Annotated in this window: 15 protein-coding genes; 5 read left to right on the forward strand and 10 right to left on the reverse strand. The window is 63.4% G+C overall.

Translation table 11 applies throughout. The features are described from left to right. Window positions 1-38 precede the first annotated feature (38 nt). Entirely contained in the window at window positions 39-455 is a 417-nt protein-coding gene (locus ASD12_RS31470) for a VOC family protein (protein ID WP_056596226.1), read from the forward strand. A gap of 9 nt (window positions 456-464) precedes the next feature. On the opposite strand, the gene ASD12_RS31475 is transcribed toward ASD12_RS31470, so the two are convergent. Further along, entirely contained in the window at window positions 465-1,940 is a 1,476-nt protein-coding gene (locus ASD12_RS31475) for a cobyric acid synthase (RefSeq protein WP_056596229.1), read from the reverse strand. Continuing rightward, window positions 1,940-2,554, reverse strand: coding sequence for a dimethylsulfonioproprionate lyase family protein (locus ASD12_RS31480; protein WP_056596232.1), 615 nt, complete (start codon window positions 2,552-2,554; stop codon window positions 1,940-1,942). The genes ASD12_RS31475 and ASD12_RS31480 overlap by 1 nt, the downstream gene beginning before the upstream one ends. A gap of 149 nt (window positions 2,555-2,703) precedes the next feature. Here ASD12_RS31480 and ASD12_RS31485 point away from each other — a divergent pair, with 149 nt between their 5' ends. Then, on the forward strand, window positions 2,704-3,870 hold the full coding sequence (locus ASD12_RS31485; RefSeq protein ID WP_056596235.1) for an isobutyryl-CoA dehydrogenase: 1,167 nt from the start codon (window positions 2,704-2,706) through the stop codon (window positions 3,868-3,870). Between the two features lie 25 nt (window positions 3,871-3,895). Then, entirely contained in the window at window positions 3,896-4,780 is an 885-nt protein-coding gene (gene mmsB, locus ASD12_RS31490) for a 3-hydroxyisobutyrate dehydrogenase (protein WP_056596238.1), read from the forward strand. Window positions 4,781-5,094: 314 nt separating this feature from the next. Here the strand turns inward: mmsB and ASD12_RS31495 are convergent, their stop codons facing one another. The 5 genes from ASD12_RS31495 to ASD12_RS31515 all read right to left on the reverse strand — a co-directional run bounded on the left by ASD12_RS31495 (window position 5,095) and on the right by ASD12_RS31515 (window position 12,660). Further along, window positions 5,095-7,530, reverse strand: coding sequence for an FAD-dependent oxidoreductase (locus tag ASD12_RS31495; RefSeq protein ID WP_056596884.1), 2,436 nt, complete (start codon window positions 7,528-7,530; stop codon window positions 5,095-5,097). A 192-nt stretch (window positions 7,531-7,722) separates the two neighbouring features. Further along, the gene (locus ASD12_RS31500; RefSeq protein ID WP_056596888.1) at window positions 7,723-8,367 is read right to left on the reverse strand and encodes a cytochrome c oxidase assembly factor Coa1 family protein; all 645 of its coding nucleotides are present in this window, start codon (window positions 8,365-8,367) and stop codon (window positions 7,723-7,725) included. 82 nt (window positions 8,368-8,449) lie between these two features. Continuing rightward, the gene (locus tag ASD12_RS31505; protein WP_056596899.1) at window positions 8,450-8,815 is read right to left on the reverse strand and encodes a hypothetical protein; all 366 of its coding nucleotides are present in this window, start codon (window positions 8,813-8,815) and stop codon (window positions 8,450-8,452) included. Between the two features lie 141 nt (window positions 8,816-8,956). Next, complete coding sequence (locus ASD12_RS31510) at window positions 8,957-10,336, reverse strand: aspartate aminotransferase family protein (RefSeq protein ID WP_056596242.1); 1,380 nt, start codon at window positions 10,334-10,336, stop codon at window positions 8,957-8,959. Between the two features lie 248 nt (window positions 10,337-10,584). Further along, the gene (locus ASD12_RS31515) at window positions 10,585-12,660 is read right to left on the reverse strand and encodes a prolyl oligopeptidase family protein (RefSeq protein WP_056596246.1); all 2,076 of its coding nucleotides are present in this window, start codon (window positions 12,658-12,660) and stop codon (window positions 10,585-10,587) included. Between the two features lie 150 nt (window positions 12,661-12,810). On the opposite strand from ASD12_RS31515, the gene ASD12_RS31520 reads away from it, so the two are divergent. Then, a complete protein-coding gene (locus tag ASD12_RS31520) occupies window positions 12,811-13,380 on the forward strand; it encodes a hypothetical protein (protein WP_056596249.1) in 570 nt (189 codons plus the stop codon). Here ASD12_RS31520 and ASD12_RS31525 read toward each other — a convergent pair. The 3 genes from ASD12_RS31525 to ASD12_RS31535 form a co-directional block, all read right to left on the reverse strand. Next, window positions 13,372-14,532 (reverse strand): MFS transporter, encoded by a 1,161-nt coding sequence (locus tag ASD12_RS31525; protein WP_056596903.1) that lies wholly within the window; start codon window positions 14,530-14,532, stop codon window positions 13,372-13,374. The genes ASD12_RS31520 and ASD12_RS31525 overlap by 9 nt on opposite strands. A 111-nt stretch (window positions 14,533-14,643) precedes the next feature. Further along, on the reverse strand, window positions 14,644-15,819 hold the full coding sequence (locus ASD12_RS31530) for an MFS transporter (RefSeq protein WP_056596907.1): 1,176 nt from the start codon (window positions 15,817-15,819) through the stop codon (window positions 14,644-14,646). A 181-nt stretch (window positions 15,820-16,000) separates the two neighbouring features. Then, complete coding sequence (locus ASD12_RS31535; RefSeq protein WP_056596253.1) at window positions 16,001-17,908, reverse strand: phospholipase D-like domain-containing protein; 1,908 nt, start codon at window positions 17,906-17,908, stop codon at window positions 16,001-16,003. A gap of 261 nt (window positions 17,909-18,169) precedes the next feature. On the opposite strand from ASD12_RS31535, the gene ASD12_RS31540 reads away from it, so the two are divergent. Further along, entirely contained in the window at window positions 18,170-19,747 is a 1,578-nt protein-coding gene (locus ASD12_RS31540) for a trimethylamine methyltransferase family protein (protein ID WP_056596256.1), read from the forward strand. The last annotated feature ends 144 nt before the right edge of the window (window positions 19,748-19,891 follow it).

Raw genomic sequence — 19,891 nt, forward strand, 5'->3', positions numbered from 1 at the left:
GAGTGGGGGTATCGACCAACCCAATTGAAGGAGCTCCCATGCCCACCACCGAAGCACCGCGGCTTTACCCTGCCCTGCGCTACAAGAACGCGGCAAAAATGATCGACTGGCTGGGCGAAGCCTTCGGCTTCAGCATCCGTGCTCGCTATGGCGAAGGCGATGTCGTGCACCATGCCGAACTGGTCTTCGGCTCCTCGATGATCATGCTTGGCACGGTGCGCGACGACGACTACGGCAAGATGGTTGGCGAACCCGGCTCAGGCGGCGGCAAGTCGATCTACATTGCCGTCGATGATGCCGATGCCGCCTATGCCAAGGCCAGGAAGGCCGAAGCCACGATCATCCAGGAATTGACCAACCGTGACTACGGGAGCCGCGAGTTCATCTGCCGCGACCCGGAAGGCAATGTCTGGTCGTTTGGCACCTACTGGCCGGAGGCCGGCGAAAAGGCGTGAACTGGACTTTTAGCGCGCCAAACCAAAGATCGCGTCGCAGTCGAGATGGGTCTCCAACTCGGCTGCGACCTCGTCCAGCGCCCGCTCGACCTCGGCCCGGTAGTCGATGCCCCCGCCCTTGATGCCGAGGCTTTCGAGGAATTTCCCGCGAAAGCCGTCGGCGCCAAACAGGCCGTGCATATAGGTGCCGATCACCTTGCCATCGGCCGATATCGCCCCGTCATCGATACCATTGATGACGGCGGAAGGCCGCAGTGTATCCGGCCCGGTGGTGCGGCCGAGATGGATTTCGTAGCCTTCGAGTGGCAGGTCGAACGGCACCGAACGGGCACTGACATTGCGCACGGTCTTTTCCGGTTCCATCACCGTTTCGATGTCGAGAAGGCCAAGCCCTTCGGCCTCGGTGACGCTGCCTTCGATGCCGTCGGGATCGCGCACGATACGACCAAGCATCTGGAAACCGCCGCAAATGCCGACGACATGGCCACCGCGCTTGCGATGGGCCTGCAAGTCGCGATCCCAGCAGTTTTCGCGGAATTTCAGGAGATCGCCAATCGTCGACTTCGAGCCTGGAATGACCACCAGCCCGGCATCGGCGGGCAGCGGCTTTCCCGGCGGCACGAACACCACCTCGACCCGCGGTTCGGCCTTGAGCGGGTCGAGATCGTCGAAATTGGCGATGCGGCCAAGCACCGGCACCGCCACCTTCAGCGCGCGCGCTTCGCCGGACGCCAGCCGTTCCAGCACCACCGAATCTTCCGAAGGCAGGCGTGCCGCCGCCTTCAGCCACGGTACGACACCGAAGCAGCGCCAGCCCGTGAATGTCTCGATCGACCTGATGCCGTCGTCGAACAGTGAAACGTCACCGCGAAACTTGTTGATGAGGTAGCCGACGATCATCCGCCGGTCCTCTTCCGGCAGGATCAGATGCGTGCCGGCGACCGAAGCGATGACGCCGCCGCGATCGATGTCGCCGACCAGCACCACCGGCACGTCTGCGCGCGTGGCAAAGCCCATATTGGCGATGTCGCGGGTGCGCAGGTTGATCTCGGCCGGCGAGCCGGCGCCCTCGACGATGACCAGATCGGCGCCCTCGCCGACCTTGCCCCAGGAGTCCAGAACGGCATCCATCAGCCGGCCCTTCATCGCCTGGTAGTCGCGCGCCCGCGCTTCGCCGAACACCTTGCCCTGCACGATGACCTGCGCGCCGACATCGGTCTGCGGCTTCAGCAGCACCGGGTTCATGTGGACCGAGGGTGCCACGCCGCAAGCGATCGCCTGCAGCCATTGCGCGCGGCCGATCTCGCCGCCGCCGGCACTGTTGTCGCCCGGAATGTCGGCGACGGCGGCATTGTTCGACATGTTCTGCGGCTTGAATGGCCGGACCTTCAGCCCACGCTTTTTTGCCGCGCGGCAGAGGCCGGCGACCAGCACCGTCTTGCCGACATCCGAACCCGTGCCTTGCAGCATGATCGCTTTGGCCATCAGCCCCTGCCCTGCGCCAAGGTTCCGGTGATATCGGATTTCTGCGCCAGCGGCCCGCCGCGCCAGATGTAGAGCGCCAGCAATGGGTCTTTGCCGGTGCGCATGGCGTGATTGACGTTGGATACGTGGTGGACGACCTCGCCAGCCGTGCGCATGCAAAAGCCGCTCTCGCCCATGCGCCATTCGGTGCCGCCGGTCAGCGGAATGTAGATTTCCTCGGCAACGTGATGGTGGTCGGGATAGACGATATCGGGTCCAAGGATCAGCAGGCCGGCGGCGACCACGTCATTGGCGAAGTGGCCTCGGGTGCCGAACACTTCCAGCCAGCCGTAATTGTCGATGAACTCTTTTCCGAAATCCGCCTCGCTGTAGGTCTGCCCCCAACGAAAATCATTCCGACGCTCGGCAAGCAGTTGCACCAGCGGCTTGGCATCCGGCGGCCCCAGTTCGGCGGCGCGATCGAGATGGCGCAGGCAGGCAAGCGTGTGCGGCTCCAGCGTGCGGGCCGGCATGTTCCAGTCGATCCGGGCCACGGCATCGCGCACCAAAGCGTGATCGACGGACGCAAGGTATGCGCGGAACCGGCCCAGCAGTTCATCGAATTTTGTCGTCACATCTTGCTCCGGACATGCATTGGTGCACAGCCGCTCCCCAAATGGCCGGTGACGGGGTCGGGTTGCGCGGCGGCATCATTGGTCTAGATTGGTGCGCGCGCAAAGCCAAAAACGACAGGCCAGCAGGTCGAAGATATTAGGAGCACGCCATGGACGCCGCGGTCGATGCGAGCACCAGCCAGTTCGAACTCAACGAGGAGCAGCGTGCCATCCAGGAGATGGCGCAGGCCTTCGCCGCCGACCGCGTCGCGCCGAATGCGCTCGATTGGGACCGCAACAAGCATTTCCCGGCCGATGTGATCCGCGAGACCGGACCGCTCGGTCTTGGCGGCATCTATATCAGGGATGATGTCGGCGGCTCGGCGCTTGGCCGGCTCGATGCCGTGCTGATCTTCGAGGCGCTGTCGCACGCCGATCCGGCCTTTTCGTCCTTCATCTCCATCCACAACATGGTGGCGTCGATGATCGACCGTTTCGGCAATGACGAGCAGCGCCAGCGCTTCCTGCCGAAGCTCACCTCGATGGAATGGCTGGCGAGCTATTGCCTGACCGAGCCCGGCTCCGGTTCCGATGCCGCGGCGCTGAAGACGCGCGCGGTCAAGAGCGGCGGCGACTATGTCCTCAATGGCACCAAACAGTTCATCTCCGGCGCCGGCGACAGCGATGTCTATGCCGTCATGGTTCGCACCGGCGCTGACGGGCCGAAAGGCATTTCCACCATCGTCGTGCCGAAGGACGCACCAGGCCTCTCCTTCGGCGCCAACGAGCACAAGATGGGCTGGCACATGCAGTCGACCCGCCAGGTCATTTTCGAGGATTGCAAGGTGCCGGCGGAGAACCTTTTGTCCGGCGAAGGTGCGGGCTTCGGCATTGCCATGGCCGGCCTCGACGGCGGCCGGTTGAACATCGCCGCCTGTTCGCTGGGCGGCGCGCAGTCGGCGCTCGACAAGGCGCTTTCCTACACCGCCGAGCGCAAGGCCTTCGGCTCGAAGATCAACCAGTTCCAGGCTTTGCAGTTCAGGCTGGCCGACATGGAGACCGAGCTGCAGGCAGCGCGCATCTTCCTCTATGCGGCGGCCTCGAAACTGGACCGCAAGGCACCGGATGCCGGCAAATGGTCGGCGATGGCCAAACGTTTCGTCACCGACACCGGCTTCACCGTCGCCAACGACGCGCTGCAACTGCTCGGCGGTTACGGCTACCTGCACGATTACGGCATCGAGAAGCTGGTGCGGGACCTGCGGGTGCACCAGATCCTCGAGGGCACCAACGAGATCATGCGCGTCATCATCGCTCGCGCGCTGATTGGCCGTTGAAGCCAGCAACTCTGGGAGACAGACAATGACGACGATCGCCTTCATCGGCCTCGGCAACATGGGCAATCCAATGGCCGCCAATCTGGTCAAGGCTGGGCACCAAGTGCATGGCTTCGACCTGATGCCGGAAAATTTGACCGTCGCGCGCGAGCACGGCGTCGTCATCATGGCCAACGGGCCGGCCGCGGTGAAGGATGCCGACGTGGTGATCACCATGCTGCCTGCGGGCAAGCATGTGCTCTCCGTCTACGAGGACATCGCGCCCAAGGCGAAAGAAGGCGCACTCTTCATCGATTCCTCGACCATCGACGTCGAATCGGCGCGCAAGGCGCACGCCATTGCCGCCAAGCACGGCCTGCTGTCCATCGATGCGCCCGTCTCGGGCGGCACCGGCGGGGCTGCGGCCGGCACGCTGACCTTCATGGCAGGAGGCTCCGGGGATGCCTTCGTCGCCGCCGAGCCGATCCTGAAGCCGATGGCCGGCCGCATCGTCCATTGCGGCGGCGACGGCGCCGGCCAGGCGGCAAAGATCTGCAACAACATGATCCTTGGCATCTCGATGATCGGCGTCGCCGAAGCCTTCGTCCTGGCCGAAAAGCTCGGCCTGTCGCATCAGGCGCTGTTCGACGTCGCCTCGACCTCGTCGGGGCAATGCTGGTCCCTGACCACCTATTGCCCGGTGCCCGGCCCGGTGCCGACTTCGCCCGCAAACAGGGACTACAGCCCAGGATTTGCAGCTGCCTTGATGCTGAAAGACCTGAGGTTGTCCCAGGAAGCCGCGCAAAGCGCCGGCGCAGTGACGCCGCTTGGCGCCGAAGCAGCCCAGCTCTATGCCTTGTTCAACGCCCAGGGACATGGCGGCGTCGATTTCTCCGGCATAATTAATTTTCTCAGGGGTAACCCAGCGTAACCAACGGATTTGGCTGACTTTTTCCGATTTTCTTCGGCAGAAAAAAATGCAAATTTAGATTTGCTTAAGCTCTCGATAACCCCCCGGTAACGATGTCCCTATAAAACGGATTGCGAGGCGGACATATCGCATCCGCCCGGCGCTCCGGATCAGGTCTCGCGTACCGGAGCCCGTAAGTTTCGCCAAGTGTTCGAGTAGCGAAGCGCCATGCGTATCTGGCAAAGCCGCGTTCCCGATGGAGCGCGGTTTTTGCGTTTTGCCCTGCTGCACGTTTTGAGACATCGATAAACCCAGAAACTGTACTCCGGGATGCCTCACATACGCCTACGGGCGCCTTCCGGATCATAAGGTGAGTCCGCGATCACTTTTGCCGGGCGGCGCTCGCCAAGGACGGAAACCTCGAGCTCGGTGCCAGGCGACACAAGGTCCAGAGGCAACAGCGCAAGGGCGATGTCGTGACCAAAAGTATAGGAGTAGCCTGCAGAAGTAACGTGGCCGACAAGCTCGCCTTTGCGGTAGACGCCCTCGAAGGCGAACGCGCTCGCACCGTCCGTATCGATCGACAGCGTGACGATCCGGCGTGCCTCCTGCTGCTGTTTTGCGACCAGTGCCGCGCGGCCGATGAAATCCCCCTTGTCGAGGCTGACGAAGCGGTCGAGACCGCTTTCCCAGGCTGATAATTCGAGATTCATATCGCGATACATGGCGCGGTAGGATTTATCGAGACGAAGCGATTCCAGCGCTTGAAGTCCGACCGGCCTCAGCCCGTGCGCCTCTCCCGATGCCAGCAGTGCATCCAGCAAATGCCGCTGATAGCAGAGTGGATGATAAAGTTCCCATCCGAGTTCGCCGGAGTAGTTGACGCGCAGCAGTCGCACGTCACTGGCCAAGCCGACAGTCCCGGATTGCACGCTGAACCATGGGAAGGCTTCGTTGGAGAGATCCATCTCCGTCAGCGGCTGCAATATGTCGCGCGCCTTCGGCCCAACCACTGTGAAGCTGCCGCGATCGTCCGTGACGTTGCGCAGATGCACGCTGCCGTCCTTTGGCAACAGCCGGCTGAGATCGTCAAGGTTCCAGCGCTCGGCGCGCGGCGTGGATATGAGGTAGAACAGGTCGCTCTGCAGCCCTGCCACCACATACTCGGCCTGCACGCCGCCGGCCGGCGTCAGATGATGGGCAAGAACGACACGACCGGGACGAGGCAGCCTGTTGGCCAGGATTCCGTCGAGCCAGCCCTCGGCGCCCGGCCCGCCGACCTCGAACTTTGTCATTGGTGTCATCTCGACCAGCCCGGCGGCCTGGCGGACAGCCTGGACCTCTGCGCCGACGTGGTTCCCTTTGGGGGTCCAGCGCCAGCTGTAGACATTGCGCGGTTCGACACCCGCGGGCGCAAACCAGCTCGGCATCTCCCAGCCGTTCAACACATCCCATACCGCGCCGAGCTGGCTTAGACGGTCGTAGGACGGGGCCGTTTTCTGTGGTCGCGCCGCAGGCATGTCCTGGCCAGGATAGTGCTGTGCGGCGTGGGTGCCCCAGGCTTCCCGGACCTTTGCCCGTGTCCAGTTCTTGTTGGCATATTGGCCGAACCGGCGGGGATCCAACTCAGCCGTGTCGATGCTGTTGCCACCCTCCACGATCCTTTCGGAGAGGTAGTAGCCAATCGCACCACCCCAAAGGATGCCGCCAGGCACCCCTTCGGCGAGCCAGACATTCTCCAGCCCCCACGCCTGCCCCATCAGCGGCAACTCATCTGCCGTCATCTGGAAAGGTCCCCGCACATTCCGCTTGATGCCGGCGCGTCCGAGCGCGGGGACCAATTCGGTCGCGCGCTCCCAGTTCCAGGACACGGCGTCGAAATCCTGATCGAGCAGATCGGCGCCGAACCATTCGGGGACGCCGTTTTCGGCGAACAGCTTGAGCTGTTCGGTACGCTCATAGGGACCGAACATCAGCCCGTCCCCCTCTTCACGCAGATAGCCCTCGTAACCCTCGTCCCTGAGGATCGGCATCTCCGGAAGACCAAGCCGTTTGCGTTCCACGATTTCGGGAACCGCCTCGGTGATCCAGTACTGATGCAGGATCGGGATAGCGGGAATGTCCAGGCCCAGCATGGCGCCTGTCTGGCGTGCGTAATTGCCGGTTGCAAGGATGACGTGTTCGCAGACGAAGTCACCGCGTGAGGTCTTGACCCTCCACTCGCCGCTCGGCATCCGCTCGAAACCCACAACCTCGGTATCAAGATGGACCTTCGCGCCGAGGTCGCGTGCACCCTTGGCCATCGCCTGGGTAACGTCCGCCGGTGCAATGTGACCGTCATCGGGATGGTAAAGCGCACCCAGCATGCTGTTGTTGTCGAGCAGCGGCCAGATCTCTCGCGCCTCCGCGGGCGATACGATCCGGGCCCGCACACCCTGGACCTCGGCGACGTCCATGTAGCTTCTGTACTCGTCCAGCCTGTCGCGCGTGTTGGCAATGCGCAGCTGGCCGCATTTGTGCCAGCCCACGTTCTGGCCCGTCTCCGCCTCCAGGCCCTCATAGATTTCGATCGACCTGGCGATCATGCGGCCGACATTGCGGCTGCGCGCGTAGGAGGGGATGAGCCCCGCGGCATGCCATGTCGACCCGGCCGTAAGCCGTGTTCGCTCCAGCAGCGCCACATCGGTCCAGCCGCGCTTTGCTAGGCCGTAGAGAATGCCGGCACCCACACAGCCGCCACCGACCACGACCGCACGAACAGAACTCACCATATGCGCGTGCCCTTGTATGAAATTGCCACCGGTCCACATGAACGCGTCCGCATACTGTCAGACGGCATCTGGTTTTTCAGCACTTTTCCTTGAGGGGAACGCAGCAGAGGTCACCCGCGTGTTGGGCCACAAAGCCAGCCGAACCGTCAGCCGTCGCGCCGCCTATAGGCCGCGATTTTGCGTTTTGCCCTGCTATATTCCGATTGCCGCATTCGGGATCGGGACATGATCTTCGTTGATCAGCACGATCGGTGCATCGGCTCCCTCGACCCTGACGACCAGCAGGCGCAGGCTCCATGTGCCGGCTGTGCGGACAGCGGTTGAGTAGGCAGTGCCCTTTCCCTTGGCGCCGTGGACCGGAATGCTGAACTGGGCGTCGCCCGCCCCATTCGCATTGACATTGAGATGGCCACCGACCCAGAAACTGTCGGCCAAATCATCACCCAGCGCCGCCTTGACGCGGTCGTCGGCGCGAAGCCGGTCCATCGTCATGTGGTAGGCATCGCTGCCTTTCAGGACGTAGGGGATGCTGCCGACCATCGTTGCGCAGCCGCCGATCCCGACCACCCAGACGGCAAGCCCGGCGATTGCCCAGTTGCGTTGCGTCTTGCGAAACTGTTCGGCATCGCGCCAGGCGCGGTTCTGCCAGGCCCAGCGACTGCCGCGCGCGCCCAGCACGATGATCATGATGATGTTAACGATCGGAATCAGCGCCAGCAGCGCGATGAAGGTGCTGTTACCGATGCCCCAGATCCAGTTGAGGAAGAAGGCGCCCCAGTTCCAGCGGTCGAGTTCGGCTGGAATTTCAGCCGGCTGGTTGAGCGGTTGTCCGGCCATCGTGTCCCCCATCGGTAACTGCACCGACTGGTTCTAGCCCATGCGCTCCTCGATGCGCAAAATCAAAGTTCTGCAACCTCGGTCAGGTCTTGTTGGACAGCCGGCGAAAATTCGCTTTCACGGTACGGCTTGCCGGCTTCAGCGCGGCGCTGATCGAGCGTTCCGCGGCGACACCGTTGAACAGCGACGGCGTGCGGCCGGAAAAGACTTCAGGCCAGAAACGCGATGCCGACTGCAGGAAAGACATTTGCGCCGCAAACGCGCCTTCGGCCATGGCGGCGGTCTTTTCGTTCACCGCACGCGCGGTCTCCGTGCTCCATGGCTGGCTGCTCCCGCCATCCATGGCCATCAACGGCAGCCGCATCATCGCCACCAGCGGCGCCAGCATCAGGTCGCCGCTGATGCTGGCCGCTTCTTGCGTCCGTCGGCTCTTGCCGGTCTTTCTCATGAAAACAAACCCTTGTCGCAGCCGAATCAGCCGCTGCCCCATACACTACGCGCTGGGGATGGGATTCGTTCCCTCTTCGCTTCAGCATGGACCTGGAAGCCGGTCGTTCCCACCAGGAACGCCCGGCCGAGGTTCCGAGCCCTACCGCTTGCGCAAATCGGCTTGCGCCAGATCCAGCGCCTTCGAGATGCGGTCGCAGGCCATGTCGATGGTGTCGCGAGTCCAGATCAGCGGCGGCGACAGGATCATCGTGTCGCCGGTGGCGCGCAGCATCATGCCGTGCGCGATCGCGTGATCACGCACGATCACCGCAGCACTTCCAGCCGGCAGGAAGCGCTCCCTGGTCGCCTTGTCCTTGACGATCTCGATCGCGCCCATCAGTCCGATCGAGCGCACTTCGCCGACCAGATCATGCCCGGCGATGCGCTCCTGCAGGGCCTTGGCGAAATAGGGACCGGTGTCGTTCCGGACGCGATCGACCAGCCCTTCCCGCTCGATGATCTCAAGGTTCTTCAGCGCCACGGCACAGGCCACCGGGTGGCCGGAATAGGTGTAGCCGTGATTGAACTCGCCGCCCTTCTCGACCAGCGTCGAGGCGATGCGGTCGCCGACCAGCAATGCCGACAGCGGCTGGTAGCCCGAGGTCAGCGCCTTGGCCGTGGTGATCGTGTCGGGCTCGATGCCGAGCGTCTGCGCAGCGAACCACTCACCGGTGCGGCCATAGCCGGTGATGACCTCGTCCAGCATCAGCAGGACATCATATTTGCGGCAGATGCGCTGCACCTCAGGCCAGTAGCTGGCCGGCGGGATCTTCACGCCGCCCGCCCCCATCACCGGCTCGCCGATGAAAGCGGCAACCTTGTCGGCGCCCGCTTCGAGGATCGCATCCTCGACAGCCCTGGCCGCGCGCAGGCCGAAATCATGGTCGCTCTCGCCAGGCAGCGCCAGCTCATAGGCATAGGGCATCATGACATGGACGATATTGGGCACCGCGCCGCCGAGCTGCTTGTGCATGCCGTCCATGCCGCCGAGCGACGTGCCGGCAACGGTCGAGCCGTGATAGGCCATCTTGCGCGAGATGATGCGGTTCTTCTCCGGCTTGCCCTCCAGCACCCAGTAGTGGCGCACGAGACGCAGCGCGGTGTCGTTGGCTTCCGAACCGGACGAGCCGTAGAACACCTGGTTGACGTGCTTCGGTGCGATCTCCGCCAGTTTCTTGGACAGCAGCACCGGCGTCGGTGTCGAGCATTTGAAGAAGGAGTTGTAGTAAGGCAGCTCCTTCATCTGCGCATAGGCAGCCTCGGCCAGTTCGTCACGGCCATAGCCGATGTTGACACACCACAGCCCCGCCATGCCGTCGAGGATTTCGGCCCCTTCGGAATCGTAGATGAACGGCCCATTGGCATGGGTGATGATGCGCGAACCGGCTTCGCGCAGTTCCTGGTGGTCGGTGAACGGATGGAGATGATGCGCGGCGTCGATCTGCTGAAGCTGCTTCAGCGAATAATTCTGATAGGTCATGAATCTGATCTTTCCTCTGGCTTCTATCCGGCTCAAGCCGGGGCGAATGCGTCAGAGGCAGACAGGTGGCGAATAGCCGATGCGGGCGCATAGCCGCAAAAGCTCGGCGCGCAGCGTGCGCGATGACGGTGTCACCGCGACCCGAAATGCACGAGCTGATAGTCTAGCGAGAGCCATGGAAGGCACCTTAGAGCAAAGGGCGGTCGAGGTGAACCACCCTTTGCGTCGGCAATGCTTCCCTCCTCCGGTTATGCCTTCCCGGCCAGCGCCCTTTGGAGAAAGACATATTTCATCGCCGTTTGCGCTGCCTGCGGCCGGCGGTCGCCCCGGCCGCCATGCCCGCCCTCGGTCTCCTCGAAGAACATCGTCTTGGCATGACCGGCTTCCTGCAGGCGTGCGGCCATCTTGCGCGCATGGCCGGGATGGACCCGGTCGTCAGCGGTCGACGTCGTCAGCAGCACCGGCGGATAGGCCGCATCGGCGTCGACATGCTGATAGGGCGAGTAGGCTGAAAGCCACTTCGCGTCTTCCGGTTTCGACGGATCGCCATATTCGGCCATCCACGAAGCGCCGGGCGGCAATTCGGTGTAGCGCAGCATGTCGAGCAGCGGCACCTCGATGATGACGGCGCCGAACAGCTCGGGATGCTGCGTCAGCGAAACGCCCGTCAGCAGGCCGCCATTCGAACCGCCCTGGATGCCGAGCGAGGCTGCTGTCGCAATCCCGCGTCGAACGACATCCTGCGCAACCGCGGCGAAATCGTCGAATCCGTTCTGGCGATTGCCCTTGAGCGCCGCCTGATGCCAGGCCGGGCCGAACTCGCCGCCGCCGCGGATGCAGGCTTGCACATAGGCATTGCCCTTCTCCAGCCACAGCCGGCCGCGCACACCGGCATAGCCTGGCAGCAGCGGCACTTCGAAACCGCCATAGCCGTAGAGCAGTGTCGGCACCGGACCGTTCTGGTCGCGCCGCCTGACGACGAAATAGGGGATCATCGTGCCGTCCTTCGAGCTCGCCTCGAACTGCTCAGAGATCAGCGGCGAGGCATCGAAACGCGCCGGCTGCGACTTCACGGTGGCGAGCGTCTCGCCATTGTCATCAGACCAGATGATTGAGCTCGGCGTCAGGAAATCGGTGAAGGAGAAGGAGACGGTCGAGCCGAAGTGCTCAGCATGGCTGATCCCGACATTGCCGTTCTCGGGCAGCGCGACCGGTTTCAGCGACCAGCTGCCATCCTCGCGCTCGCAGACGACGACCTTGCCGCGCACATTGTCCATCAGGTTGATGAACAGCCGGTCCTGCGTGCGGGCAATGCCGGCGATGGAAACGCGATATGCCGGCTCGAACAAGGTTTCCACAGGTCCGAGCGCGCCGGTCTCGACCCAGTGCGCCAGATCCAGCGAATAGAGGCCGTCAGGCTTGCAAACCGTGCCGTCGGGCGCCGTCCATGGGCTGCGCACGCCGAAGACGAGCTGATCCCTGAAGATTGCGGTGTCGGTCATGTCGTCCGGCAGTGGCAGCTGTTTGTTTTCGCCGGAAGGCAGCCGCAGGAAGATGTGCGAAGCGAAGAAATTCAGCGTTCGGGCCAGGATCAGGTAACGCCTGTCACCGTCGTACTCGACGGCGGCACCAACGGCGAGATCCTCCTTCTGCGCCTCGAAGATCGGTGTCGCGTCTTCAAGTTTGGTGCCGCGCTTCCAGAGCTTGATCACACGCGGATAACCGGAGTCGGTCTTATCGGACTCTTCGAACGCGGCGGAAACAATCACGGTGTCCTTGTCCAGCCAGCTGAAGCTCGACTTCGACGCCGGCGCGCGGAACCCGTCCTCGACAAACGACTTGGTCGCGATGTCGAATTCGCGCATCTCGCTGGCGTCCCCGCCATCGGGCGACATCGAGACCAGGCAAAGGTTGAAGTCCGGATAGAGCCGGCTGGCGCCGCTGAACACCCATTTGATCCCCTCCTTGGCCGCAAGCTGGTCGAAGTCGACGATCGTTTCCCAGTCGGGCTTCTCGGTCTTGTAGGAAGCGACCGACGTGCGGCGCCAGAGGCCGAGCACATTGGTCTTGTCCTGCCAGAAATTGTAGACGTGACCCGCAATGGCGGCGCCAACGGCGATGTTGTCCTCGGCTGTCATCAGGTCGAGCGCGGTCTGGAACGCCGCCTTATAGGACGGATCACCCTGCAGCTCGCCAACCGTGACCTCGTTCTGGCGATGCACCCAGTCGAGCGACTGCTTGGCTGTCCTGTCCTCCAGCCAGAGAAACGGATCGTCGGTCGAAGGAGCGGAATTTGGCAGGCTCTGTGCGGTCGACTTGGTCATATGGTCTCCGGTAAACTCGTCAAGGCTCGGTGTCGCAAACATCGTCATGCCACTACCGAAATTCAATTGGAACGCGCGAAAGAAGCGACCCCGCCATATCGCATCAACTGCGAAACCTTATCCAGCCATGTGTCGCTACGAGGAAACCTCATGCAATTTCTCTACCTTGCGAAAGCGAGATTTGGTCCGTCCAGCGGCACGGAGTGGACGAAATACGTCGAGTGGTCAGGCCTCACCCAATTGACCGAGGTCGTCACACTCGATGGAATGCTCGGCCCGGTCGTGCTTGGCGAGACAAAGGACAGCTACTGGCCCCACATTGTGAACGAGGATTGGATGCTCGATTTCTTTGTGGATCTGGATTTCCTGCTTTCGGAACTGGCGGATACGAACAAATTGAACATGTTAAGCGTGATCCGAAAACCGTCGGCGGACGTGCGGTCGGTTGATTGGGGCGGCTTCACCTTCCTGGGCTACGACTTGTTGGATCAAGAAGTTGCCGTAAGTGCGTTGACCAATTGCGGCGGCTTCCCCGACGTATTTGCGAATTCGGAACTGTCCCACGTTGGGCTGATACCCGACTTTGATCGTGCCGCTGAAATTCAGGACATGCTGCGACGGATGCACCCTGAGGAACGTCACGCCGATTGTGACATATGGGCAATTTCGAGATGGCAAGGCGATGACCGGCTGCCGCATCCCACGATCGCATCAGGCTGACCTTCGGCCAACGACGCTCGCGATCGCCAGCGCAAGGCACATCAGGCCGAGCGTGATCGGCAGACCTCTTGCGCCTAGAATGTCCATGGCGGTGCCTGCCAGCGGCGGCACGGCGATGCCGCCGACGCCCCACATCAGGGAGAAGGCGGCGTTGCCGGCGACCAATGCCGAGCCGGTGAAGCGCTCGCCGAGCTCGATAATCGACATCGTGTAGATGCCGTAGGAAACGGCGCCCCAGACAAAGATCATCGGCCAGATCAGCGGCAACTCGATGAGAAGCGGCAGGAGCAGGCAACCGAGCACCGTGATCGCGACGCAGGCAAGCCGCACCAGGCACGCGGAAAGCCTTTCGGCCAGCAGGCCGAGCGGCACCTGCATGGCGATGTTGCCGGCAATCATCACCGACAGCAGCGCCGACATGCGGACCTCGGCGATTCCGTGATGAGTGCCATAGACCGGCAGCAAGGCCAGCGCGCCCTGTTCGAAGCCGGCGGCAACCACGACGGCAAACAACAGCAGCCATGCCAGCGGCACGAAGCCCAGGACGGAAACCTGATGCCCGGCCTCGTCGACCTTCGGCAGGCGCGGCAGCACCGAGGCCAGGCAGATGCCGCACAGAACAAAGGCGAAAATGCCCACGAGGAAGGGCGGCCATCCCTGCGTGCCGACGGCAAGCAGGCACAGCGGCCCGGCCGCGAAGCCGGCCGAGATGATCGTCGAATAGACACCCATGACACGGCCGCGCCGGGCCGACGGCGCCAGCGCGATCACCCAGATCTCGCTCAGCACGTAGAGCGGATTTGTCACCACGCCGATCAGGAAGCGCAGCGGAAACCACAGATAGACATTCTGCGTCCAGCCGATCAGCGCCAGCACGATCGCCGACAGGGCAGCACAGGTAAGCGCCGTGCGCCCTGCCCCGAAACGCCGCGCCAGCGCCGGGATCAGCGGCGACGACAGGATGAAGCCGACCGGCGTCATCGCCGCCGACAGGCCGATCATCGCCGGAGAAACGCCCTGGCGCTGCAGGATGAAGCTCAACAGCGGATAGGACAGCCCCTGCGCGATGGCGAACACCGAGACGGTCGCGATCACACCGGTAATCGCGGCCCATTGCATTGTCTCGTCGTCGTTCGATTCCGCCAGAGTCATTGTGCGCACCGCCATCGGGCTGCAGGATTAGCGACTGAGTTGGATGGTGGTAAGCCCCCGGCGGGCAAAAACCGCTTGCTCCAGACGATGCTTGTCAGGAGGCTGAGCCTGTCAGGAAGCTCGGCGCACCGACGAGCGATACAGCGCGAACAACACCAGCACCGCATCGAGGCCGGCGATCACAACCGGCAGGCCGAGCGGGCCGATGCCTTGCATGAGCAGGCCGGCGCCGGGCGGACCGACGATGCCGCCGGCGCCCCACATCAGCGCAAAGGCAGCGTTGCCGGCGACCAGCACCGAGCCCTTGAACCGGCTGCCGAGCTCGACCAGCGCCATCGTGTAGACGCCGTAGCCGACGGCCCCCATCACCAGCAGCACCACCCAGATCAGCGGCGTCATGATCAGCAGCGGCAGCAGAAACGCGCAGGCGCTCGTTGCCAACGCACAGACGATGATCATCGCACGGCCGCCAAAACGCTCCGCCAGAAGGCCGAGCGGAATCTGCAGCAGGATGTTGCCCAGCGACAGCGCCATCACCAGCGAGGCCAGCACGGCTTCCGCCAGACCATAGCTGGAGCCGAAGACCGGGACCAGCGCATAGGTGCTCTGCTGGACCGCGGCCGAGACGAGCACGGCAAGCAACAGCGCCGGCGCCATTTTGGCAAAGCCGGCAAGGCCGCTGGCAGGCTGGCCGTCATCCTCGAAACCGGTGAGCTTTGACGAGACGGCGTGCAGGATCACCGCGCAGAGCGTGAAGCCCGCGACACCGACAAGGAAGGGCGCCCAGCCCGAGGTGCCCAGCAGGGTCAACGCGAATGGCCCAGCCGCGTAACCGGCGCCCAGCAGCGTGTTGAACACACCCATCACCCGGCCGCGCCGCGACGGCGGCGCCAGCGACAGCGCCCACACCTCGCCAAGGATGTAGAGCGGGTTGATGACGACGCCGATGATGAAGCGGATGACGAACCAGGCCACCCAGTCCTGCAGACAGCCGATGCCCAGGAAGCAGAGCGCGCCAATCAGCGAGCAGCCGACCGCCAGGTTGCGCGCGCCGACCAGCCGCACCGCCGCCGGTACGAAGGAAGCCGACAGGATCAGCCCGAGCGGCATCATCGCCGCCGACAGGCCGATCAGAGCCGGCGACATGCCTTGCTTCTGCATCAGGAGCGTGAACAGCGGCGAGCTCAGCCCTTGCGCCGCGCCGAACATGGCAAGTGCCGCGGTGACGCCGGCAAGCGCTGCCCATTGCGTTCCCGCTTCGCCTTCGCTGGAGCCGGTCGCGACCATGCTGATGCTGTCATCCATATAAAGTGCTGGCCATCCGGCCAGCAAGCCCGACTAGCTACTGGTTCGATCCGGGGAAAGGAAGGGCCGGCCGGCGAAATCCACTTGCTCCAACGAGCCGTCCGGTTGGCTGAAGCCGAACAGTTCCGGATTGAATTGCGGCGAGTGCCTGGCTCGGCCGACGCTACGGAAAATACCGGGCGATCGCGCCCTTCTTGCCGTCGGCGTAAGGCTTCAGCCACTTGTCGTCAGTGGCGATCCCGTCATCGTCGGAAGGTCCCTTGCCGATCGTCCGGCGCCAAGCGCGGAACTTGTAGTGATCGAACACGTCCAGCATGTGCACCGCGTAGGCGGCGGCGAAGGTCTTGTCGCCCTCGACGATCACCAGGTTCTCGTCATTTTCGTAGGACGCCTTGTAACCGAGATTGTGGCTGCCGGTGATGACGGTGGCGTTGTCTTCCATCGGATCGATGATGACGATCTTGTCGTGCACGATCGCATGGCCGACGGTCAGCACCTCCGCCTGGAAGTCGCGGGCGATCGTCGCGCCGGTCAGGTTCGCCGCCCGCACGATCGAGACGTTCGGCGCGTCCCAGACTTTCTCCGGAAAGACGAATGGCGACTTGCCGTCCTTGTTCGACTTGTGGGTGACCGGATCCTTGGTTGGCGCGACATAGTTGGGCATGGCGGTTTGATCGCTGATCGCGCCCTGCACGATCAGCTTCGGATCGGCCATCGCTGCCGCCACCGCCTGGTCGACGATCGAGTTGTTGCCCAGCAATGAAGGATTGAACACCAGGAACAGCACCGCGCGCTTCGCCGCCTTGATGCGGGCAAAGACGTCCTCGAGGTCGACTGGCCCCACCGAGATATCCTTCTTGTTGCGGTCGGGGTCGTTGGGTGAAAACCATACCGTCATGCCGTCCAGCGCCGCCGTGGCGCCGTTCAGCGGATTTGGCCTGTGGTTTTCCCGGCGGAACGGCACGCCTTGCGTCTGCGCGACATGACCGGCAGCGCTTTCCGAGGCCGGCGGCGGGAACACATCGGCCTTCATGCGCTGCCAATAGGCGTCGAAGATCTCGGCCATATCAGGGTCGTCGCGGATGAAGGCGTTGTTGGACTGGCCGCAGATACCCGTCGACGTCCAGTTGGTGCTACCGGTCATCACTGCTTGCGCCTTGCCCTGAGCATCGCGGTAGACGGCAAACTTGTTGTGGCCAATGTGGTTGTTGTTGAACAGGCGATCCGTCACCACCACGCCCGCGTCGTGCAAGCGCTTCCTGTATGGCGCGTTACCGGCGTCCCAAGCCTTGGTCTGGTCGTCCCTGCCCGAATTGGAGAGGATAACCTCGACGAGATCCTTGGCGGCGACGATGGCGTCGCACAACGCGTCGTCGCCAAGCTCATAGAGGGCAAGCCTGACGGTGCCGCCCTCGGCCTTGGCCCGTTTCATCAGGCTGGTCAGCACGTCAGGCACATCGCCTTGCAGATAGGCGCGTATCTTGCTGGTTGGATCCTGCAGCACCGCCCTGATCTTGTCGCGCTGCCCGACCTTGATGCCGGCCTCCTGCAGCGCATGCGACATCCATTGCGTCGACAGCACGCCGTTGGTGAAGGCAACCCGCGCCTTGCCGAACATCTGCCCGAGGAAGATCGGCGGACTGACCGCGCCGTGGCCGAGATAGCCCAGCGGCCGCGCCGGCCCGGTATAGGCGGGTTTGCCATCGACGACCTGATCGGGGCGCACCGGCACGGGATCGAGGCCAGGCTTCATGTCGCCGACCGGACGCACCCGGTAGGCGATCATCTCGCCGTCTGGCCTGACGTCGATGCTGTCGCGGCGCCTCCGCACGGTGAGATCGCGCCAGAATGTCTTCTGCACCGGCCAGACGCCGGTATCCTGTGCGATCCATCGCGGATTGCGCTGCCCCTTGAAGGGCACCCAGGATGCCAGGCAGCGTTCTTCCCCCTTGTCGGGGTAGATGCGCACGATCTCGAAACCCAGGCAGCCCGGGATCATGCCGTCTATATCCCAGGAAAGGAATGCGACCTCGTTGTTCGTCGCGGCGCGCACTTTGACGACGTCAGGCATGATTGTCCCTCCAACGACGTTGAACTCGCAAGTATATCAGAAGCAAAAGACGGAAGTGTAACGCACTCCACATTGGCGCATTCAGCCGACGGCTGCTCTCGGGCACTTCCGGGCGCATCAGCGTGGCCAAGCCGATGTCGCGGCCGCGCGGCTGCCGTTCCGGCATGTCGCTTCCCTCGCCCTAGTGGTCGCCGCCTCCGCAATGGCTGGACCGCCGCCGGTCCATTATGGCGCCCGCTATCGCTTCGTACGAGGACCATCATGACCGCCGCCCTACTACCCGCAGAACCGGCCCTGGCACCGGACCGTGCCCGCCGCGGCGGCCGCGCCGGAAAGCGCGCCGGCGGCTCGGCCGCGTTCGAACAGCCGGCTTTCCGCCAGATGCGCAACCCACTCGCGCCGACGAAGCTCGTTTCCGAGGACGAACTGGAATCGATCCACCTCGCCTCCTTGCGCGTGCTGCGCGAAATCGGCGTCGATGTTCTGCATGACGAGGCTCGCCGCATCATGAAGGCGCATGGCGCCGACGTGCGCGAAGGCTCGGAGCGGGTGCGCTTCGACAGTGACATGATCCTCGACCTGGTGTCGCACTGCCCGTCGGAATTCACCATCCATGCCCGCAACCCGGCGCACAATGTGCGCTTCGGCGGCGACAACCTGATCATCTCGATGATGGCGTCGGCTCCCAATTGCTCGGACATGGATGGCGGCCGCCGCCCAGGCAACCAGGCGGATTATCGCAATTTCCTGCGCCTTGCGCAGATGCACAACATCCTGCACTGCACCGGGGGCTATCCCGTCGAACCGACCGACATCCATCCGTCCGTCCGCCACCTCGAATGCATTCGTGATCTTGCCACGCTGACGGACAAGGTGTTCCACATCTATTCGCTAGGCAAGGAACGCAATGTCGACGGCATCGAGATCACCCGCATCGCGCGCGGCGTCAGCCACGAGCAGATGCTGGAGGAACCGTCGGTCTTCACCATCATCAACACCAATTCGCCGCTCAAGCTCGACGTGCCGATGATGGAAGGCATCATCCAAATGTCGAGCAAGGGCCAAGTGGTGATCGTCACGCCGTTCACCTTGTCGGGCGCGATGGCCCCCGTGACCATCGCCGGTGCGCTGGTGCAGCAGAATGCCGAGGCACTGTCCGGCATCGCCTTCGCCCAGATGGTGCGCACGGGAGCGCCGGTCGGCTATGGCGGCTTCACCTCCAATGTCGACATGAAATCCGGCTCACCCGCGTTCGGCACGCCCGAATACATGAAGGCGCAGCTCGTCGGCGGCCAGCTTGCCCGCCGCTACAACATCCCCTACCGCACCTCCAACACTTGCGCCGCCAATACGGTGGACGCGCAGGCGGCCTACGAAAGCGTCTTCTCGTTGTGGGGCGCCATCCAAGGCGGCGGCAATCTGATGATGCATGCCGCGGGCTGGCTCGAGGGCGGCCTGCGCTGCTCCTATGAGAAGACCATTCTCGACATCGACCTTCTGCAGATGGTGGCCGAATTCCTGACCCCGCTCGACCTGTCCGACGAGGCGCTCGGCTTCGACGCCATCCAGTCGGTCGGCCCCGGCGGCCACTTCTTCGGCACCCAGCACACACAGGACCGATACAAGAACGCCTTCTACTCGCCGATCCTCTCCGACTGGCGCAATTTCGAGACCTGGGCCGAGGCCGGATCGCCGACGGCAATGGAAAAGGCCAACAAGGTGTGGAAGGAACGGCTGGCGTCCTACGAGGAACCCTACATGGATCCGTCCATCCGCGAGGAACTCAACGCCTTCGTCGAAAAGCGCCGCTCCGAAGGCGGCGCGCCGACCGACTTCTGATTGGCCGTGTTGGTTGATGAATTGATCGTTCGTATGGATTTGATGAACAGTCGACCCCCACTCCGTCGAGCTGCGCTCGACACCTCTCCCCCGATCGACGGGGGAGAGGAAAGGCGCAAACTTATGCAGGCTGGCTCCCTTCCT

The sequence above is a fragment of the Mesorhizobium sp. Root102 genome (assembly GCF_001425625.1).
Lineage (GTDB): Bacteria > Pseudomonadota > Alphaproteobacteria > Rhizobiales > Rhizobiaceae > Mesorhizobium.

What these genes read in the sequence shown, in the direction of transcription:
- ASD12_RS31470 (WP_056596226.1), top strand. Translation starts at nt 39, where the DNA reads ATGCCCACCACCGAAGCACCGCGGCTTTACCCTGCCCTGCGCTACAAG.
- ASD12_RS31475 (WP_056596229.1), bottom strand. Translation starts at nt 1,940, where the DNA reads ATGGCCAAAGCGATCATGCTGCAAGGCACGGGTTCGGATGTCGGCAAG.
- ASD12_RS31485 (WP_056596235.1), top strand. Translation starts at nt 2,704, where the DNA reads ATGGACGCCGCGGTCGATGCGAGCACCAGCCAGTTCGAACTCAACGAG.
- mmsB (WP_056596238.1), top strand. Translation starts at nt 3,896, where the DNA reads ATGACGACGATCGCCTTCATCGGCCTCGGCAACATGGGCAATCCAATG.
- ASD12_RS31495 (WP_056596884.1), bottom strand. Translation starts at nt 7,530, where the DNA reads ATGGTGAGTTCTGTTCGTGCGGTCGTGGTCGGTGGCGGCTGTGTGGGT.
- ASD12_RS31500 (WP_056596888.1), bottom strand. Translation starts at nt 8,367, where the DNA reads ATGGCCGGACAACCGCTCAACCAGCCGGCTGAAATTCCAGCCGAACTC.
- ASD12_RS31505 (WP_056596899.1), bottom strand. Translation starts at nt 8,815, where the DNA reads ATGAGAAAGACCGGCAAGAGCCGACGGACGCAAGAAGCGGCCAGCATC.
- ASD12_RS31510 (WP_056596242.1), bottom strand. Translation starts at nt 10,336, where the DNA reads ATGACCTATCAGAATTATTCGCTGAAGCAGCTTCAGCAGATCGACGCC.
- ASD12_RS31515 (WP_056596246.1), bottom strand. Translation starts at nt 12,660, where the DNA reads ATGACCAAGTCGACCGCACAGAGCCTGCCAAATTCCGCTCCTTCGACC.
- ASD12_RS31520 (WP_056596249.1), top strand. Translation starts at nt 12,811, where the DNA reads ATGCAATTTCTCTACCTTGCGAAAGCGAGATTTGGTCCGTCCAGCGGC.
- ASD12_RS31525 (WP_056596903.1), bottom strand. Translation starts at nt 14,532, where the DNA reads ATGACTCTGGCGGAATCGAACGACGACGAGACAATGCAATGGGCCGCG.
- ASD12_RS31530 (WP_056596907.1), bottom strand. Translation starts at nt 15,819, where the DNA reads ATGGTCGCGACCGGCTCCAGCGAAGGCGAAGCGGGAACGCAATGGGCA.
- ASD12_RS31535 (WP_056596253.1), bottom strand. Translation starts at nt 17,908, where the DNA reads ATGCCTGACGTCGTCAAAGTGCGCGCCGCGACGAACAACGAGGTCGCA.
- ASD12_RS31540 (WP_056596256.1), top strand. Translation starts at nt 18,170, where the DNA reads ATGACCGCCGCCCTACTACCCGCAGAACCGGCCCTGGCACCGGACCGT.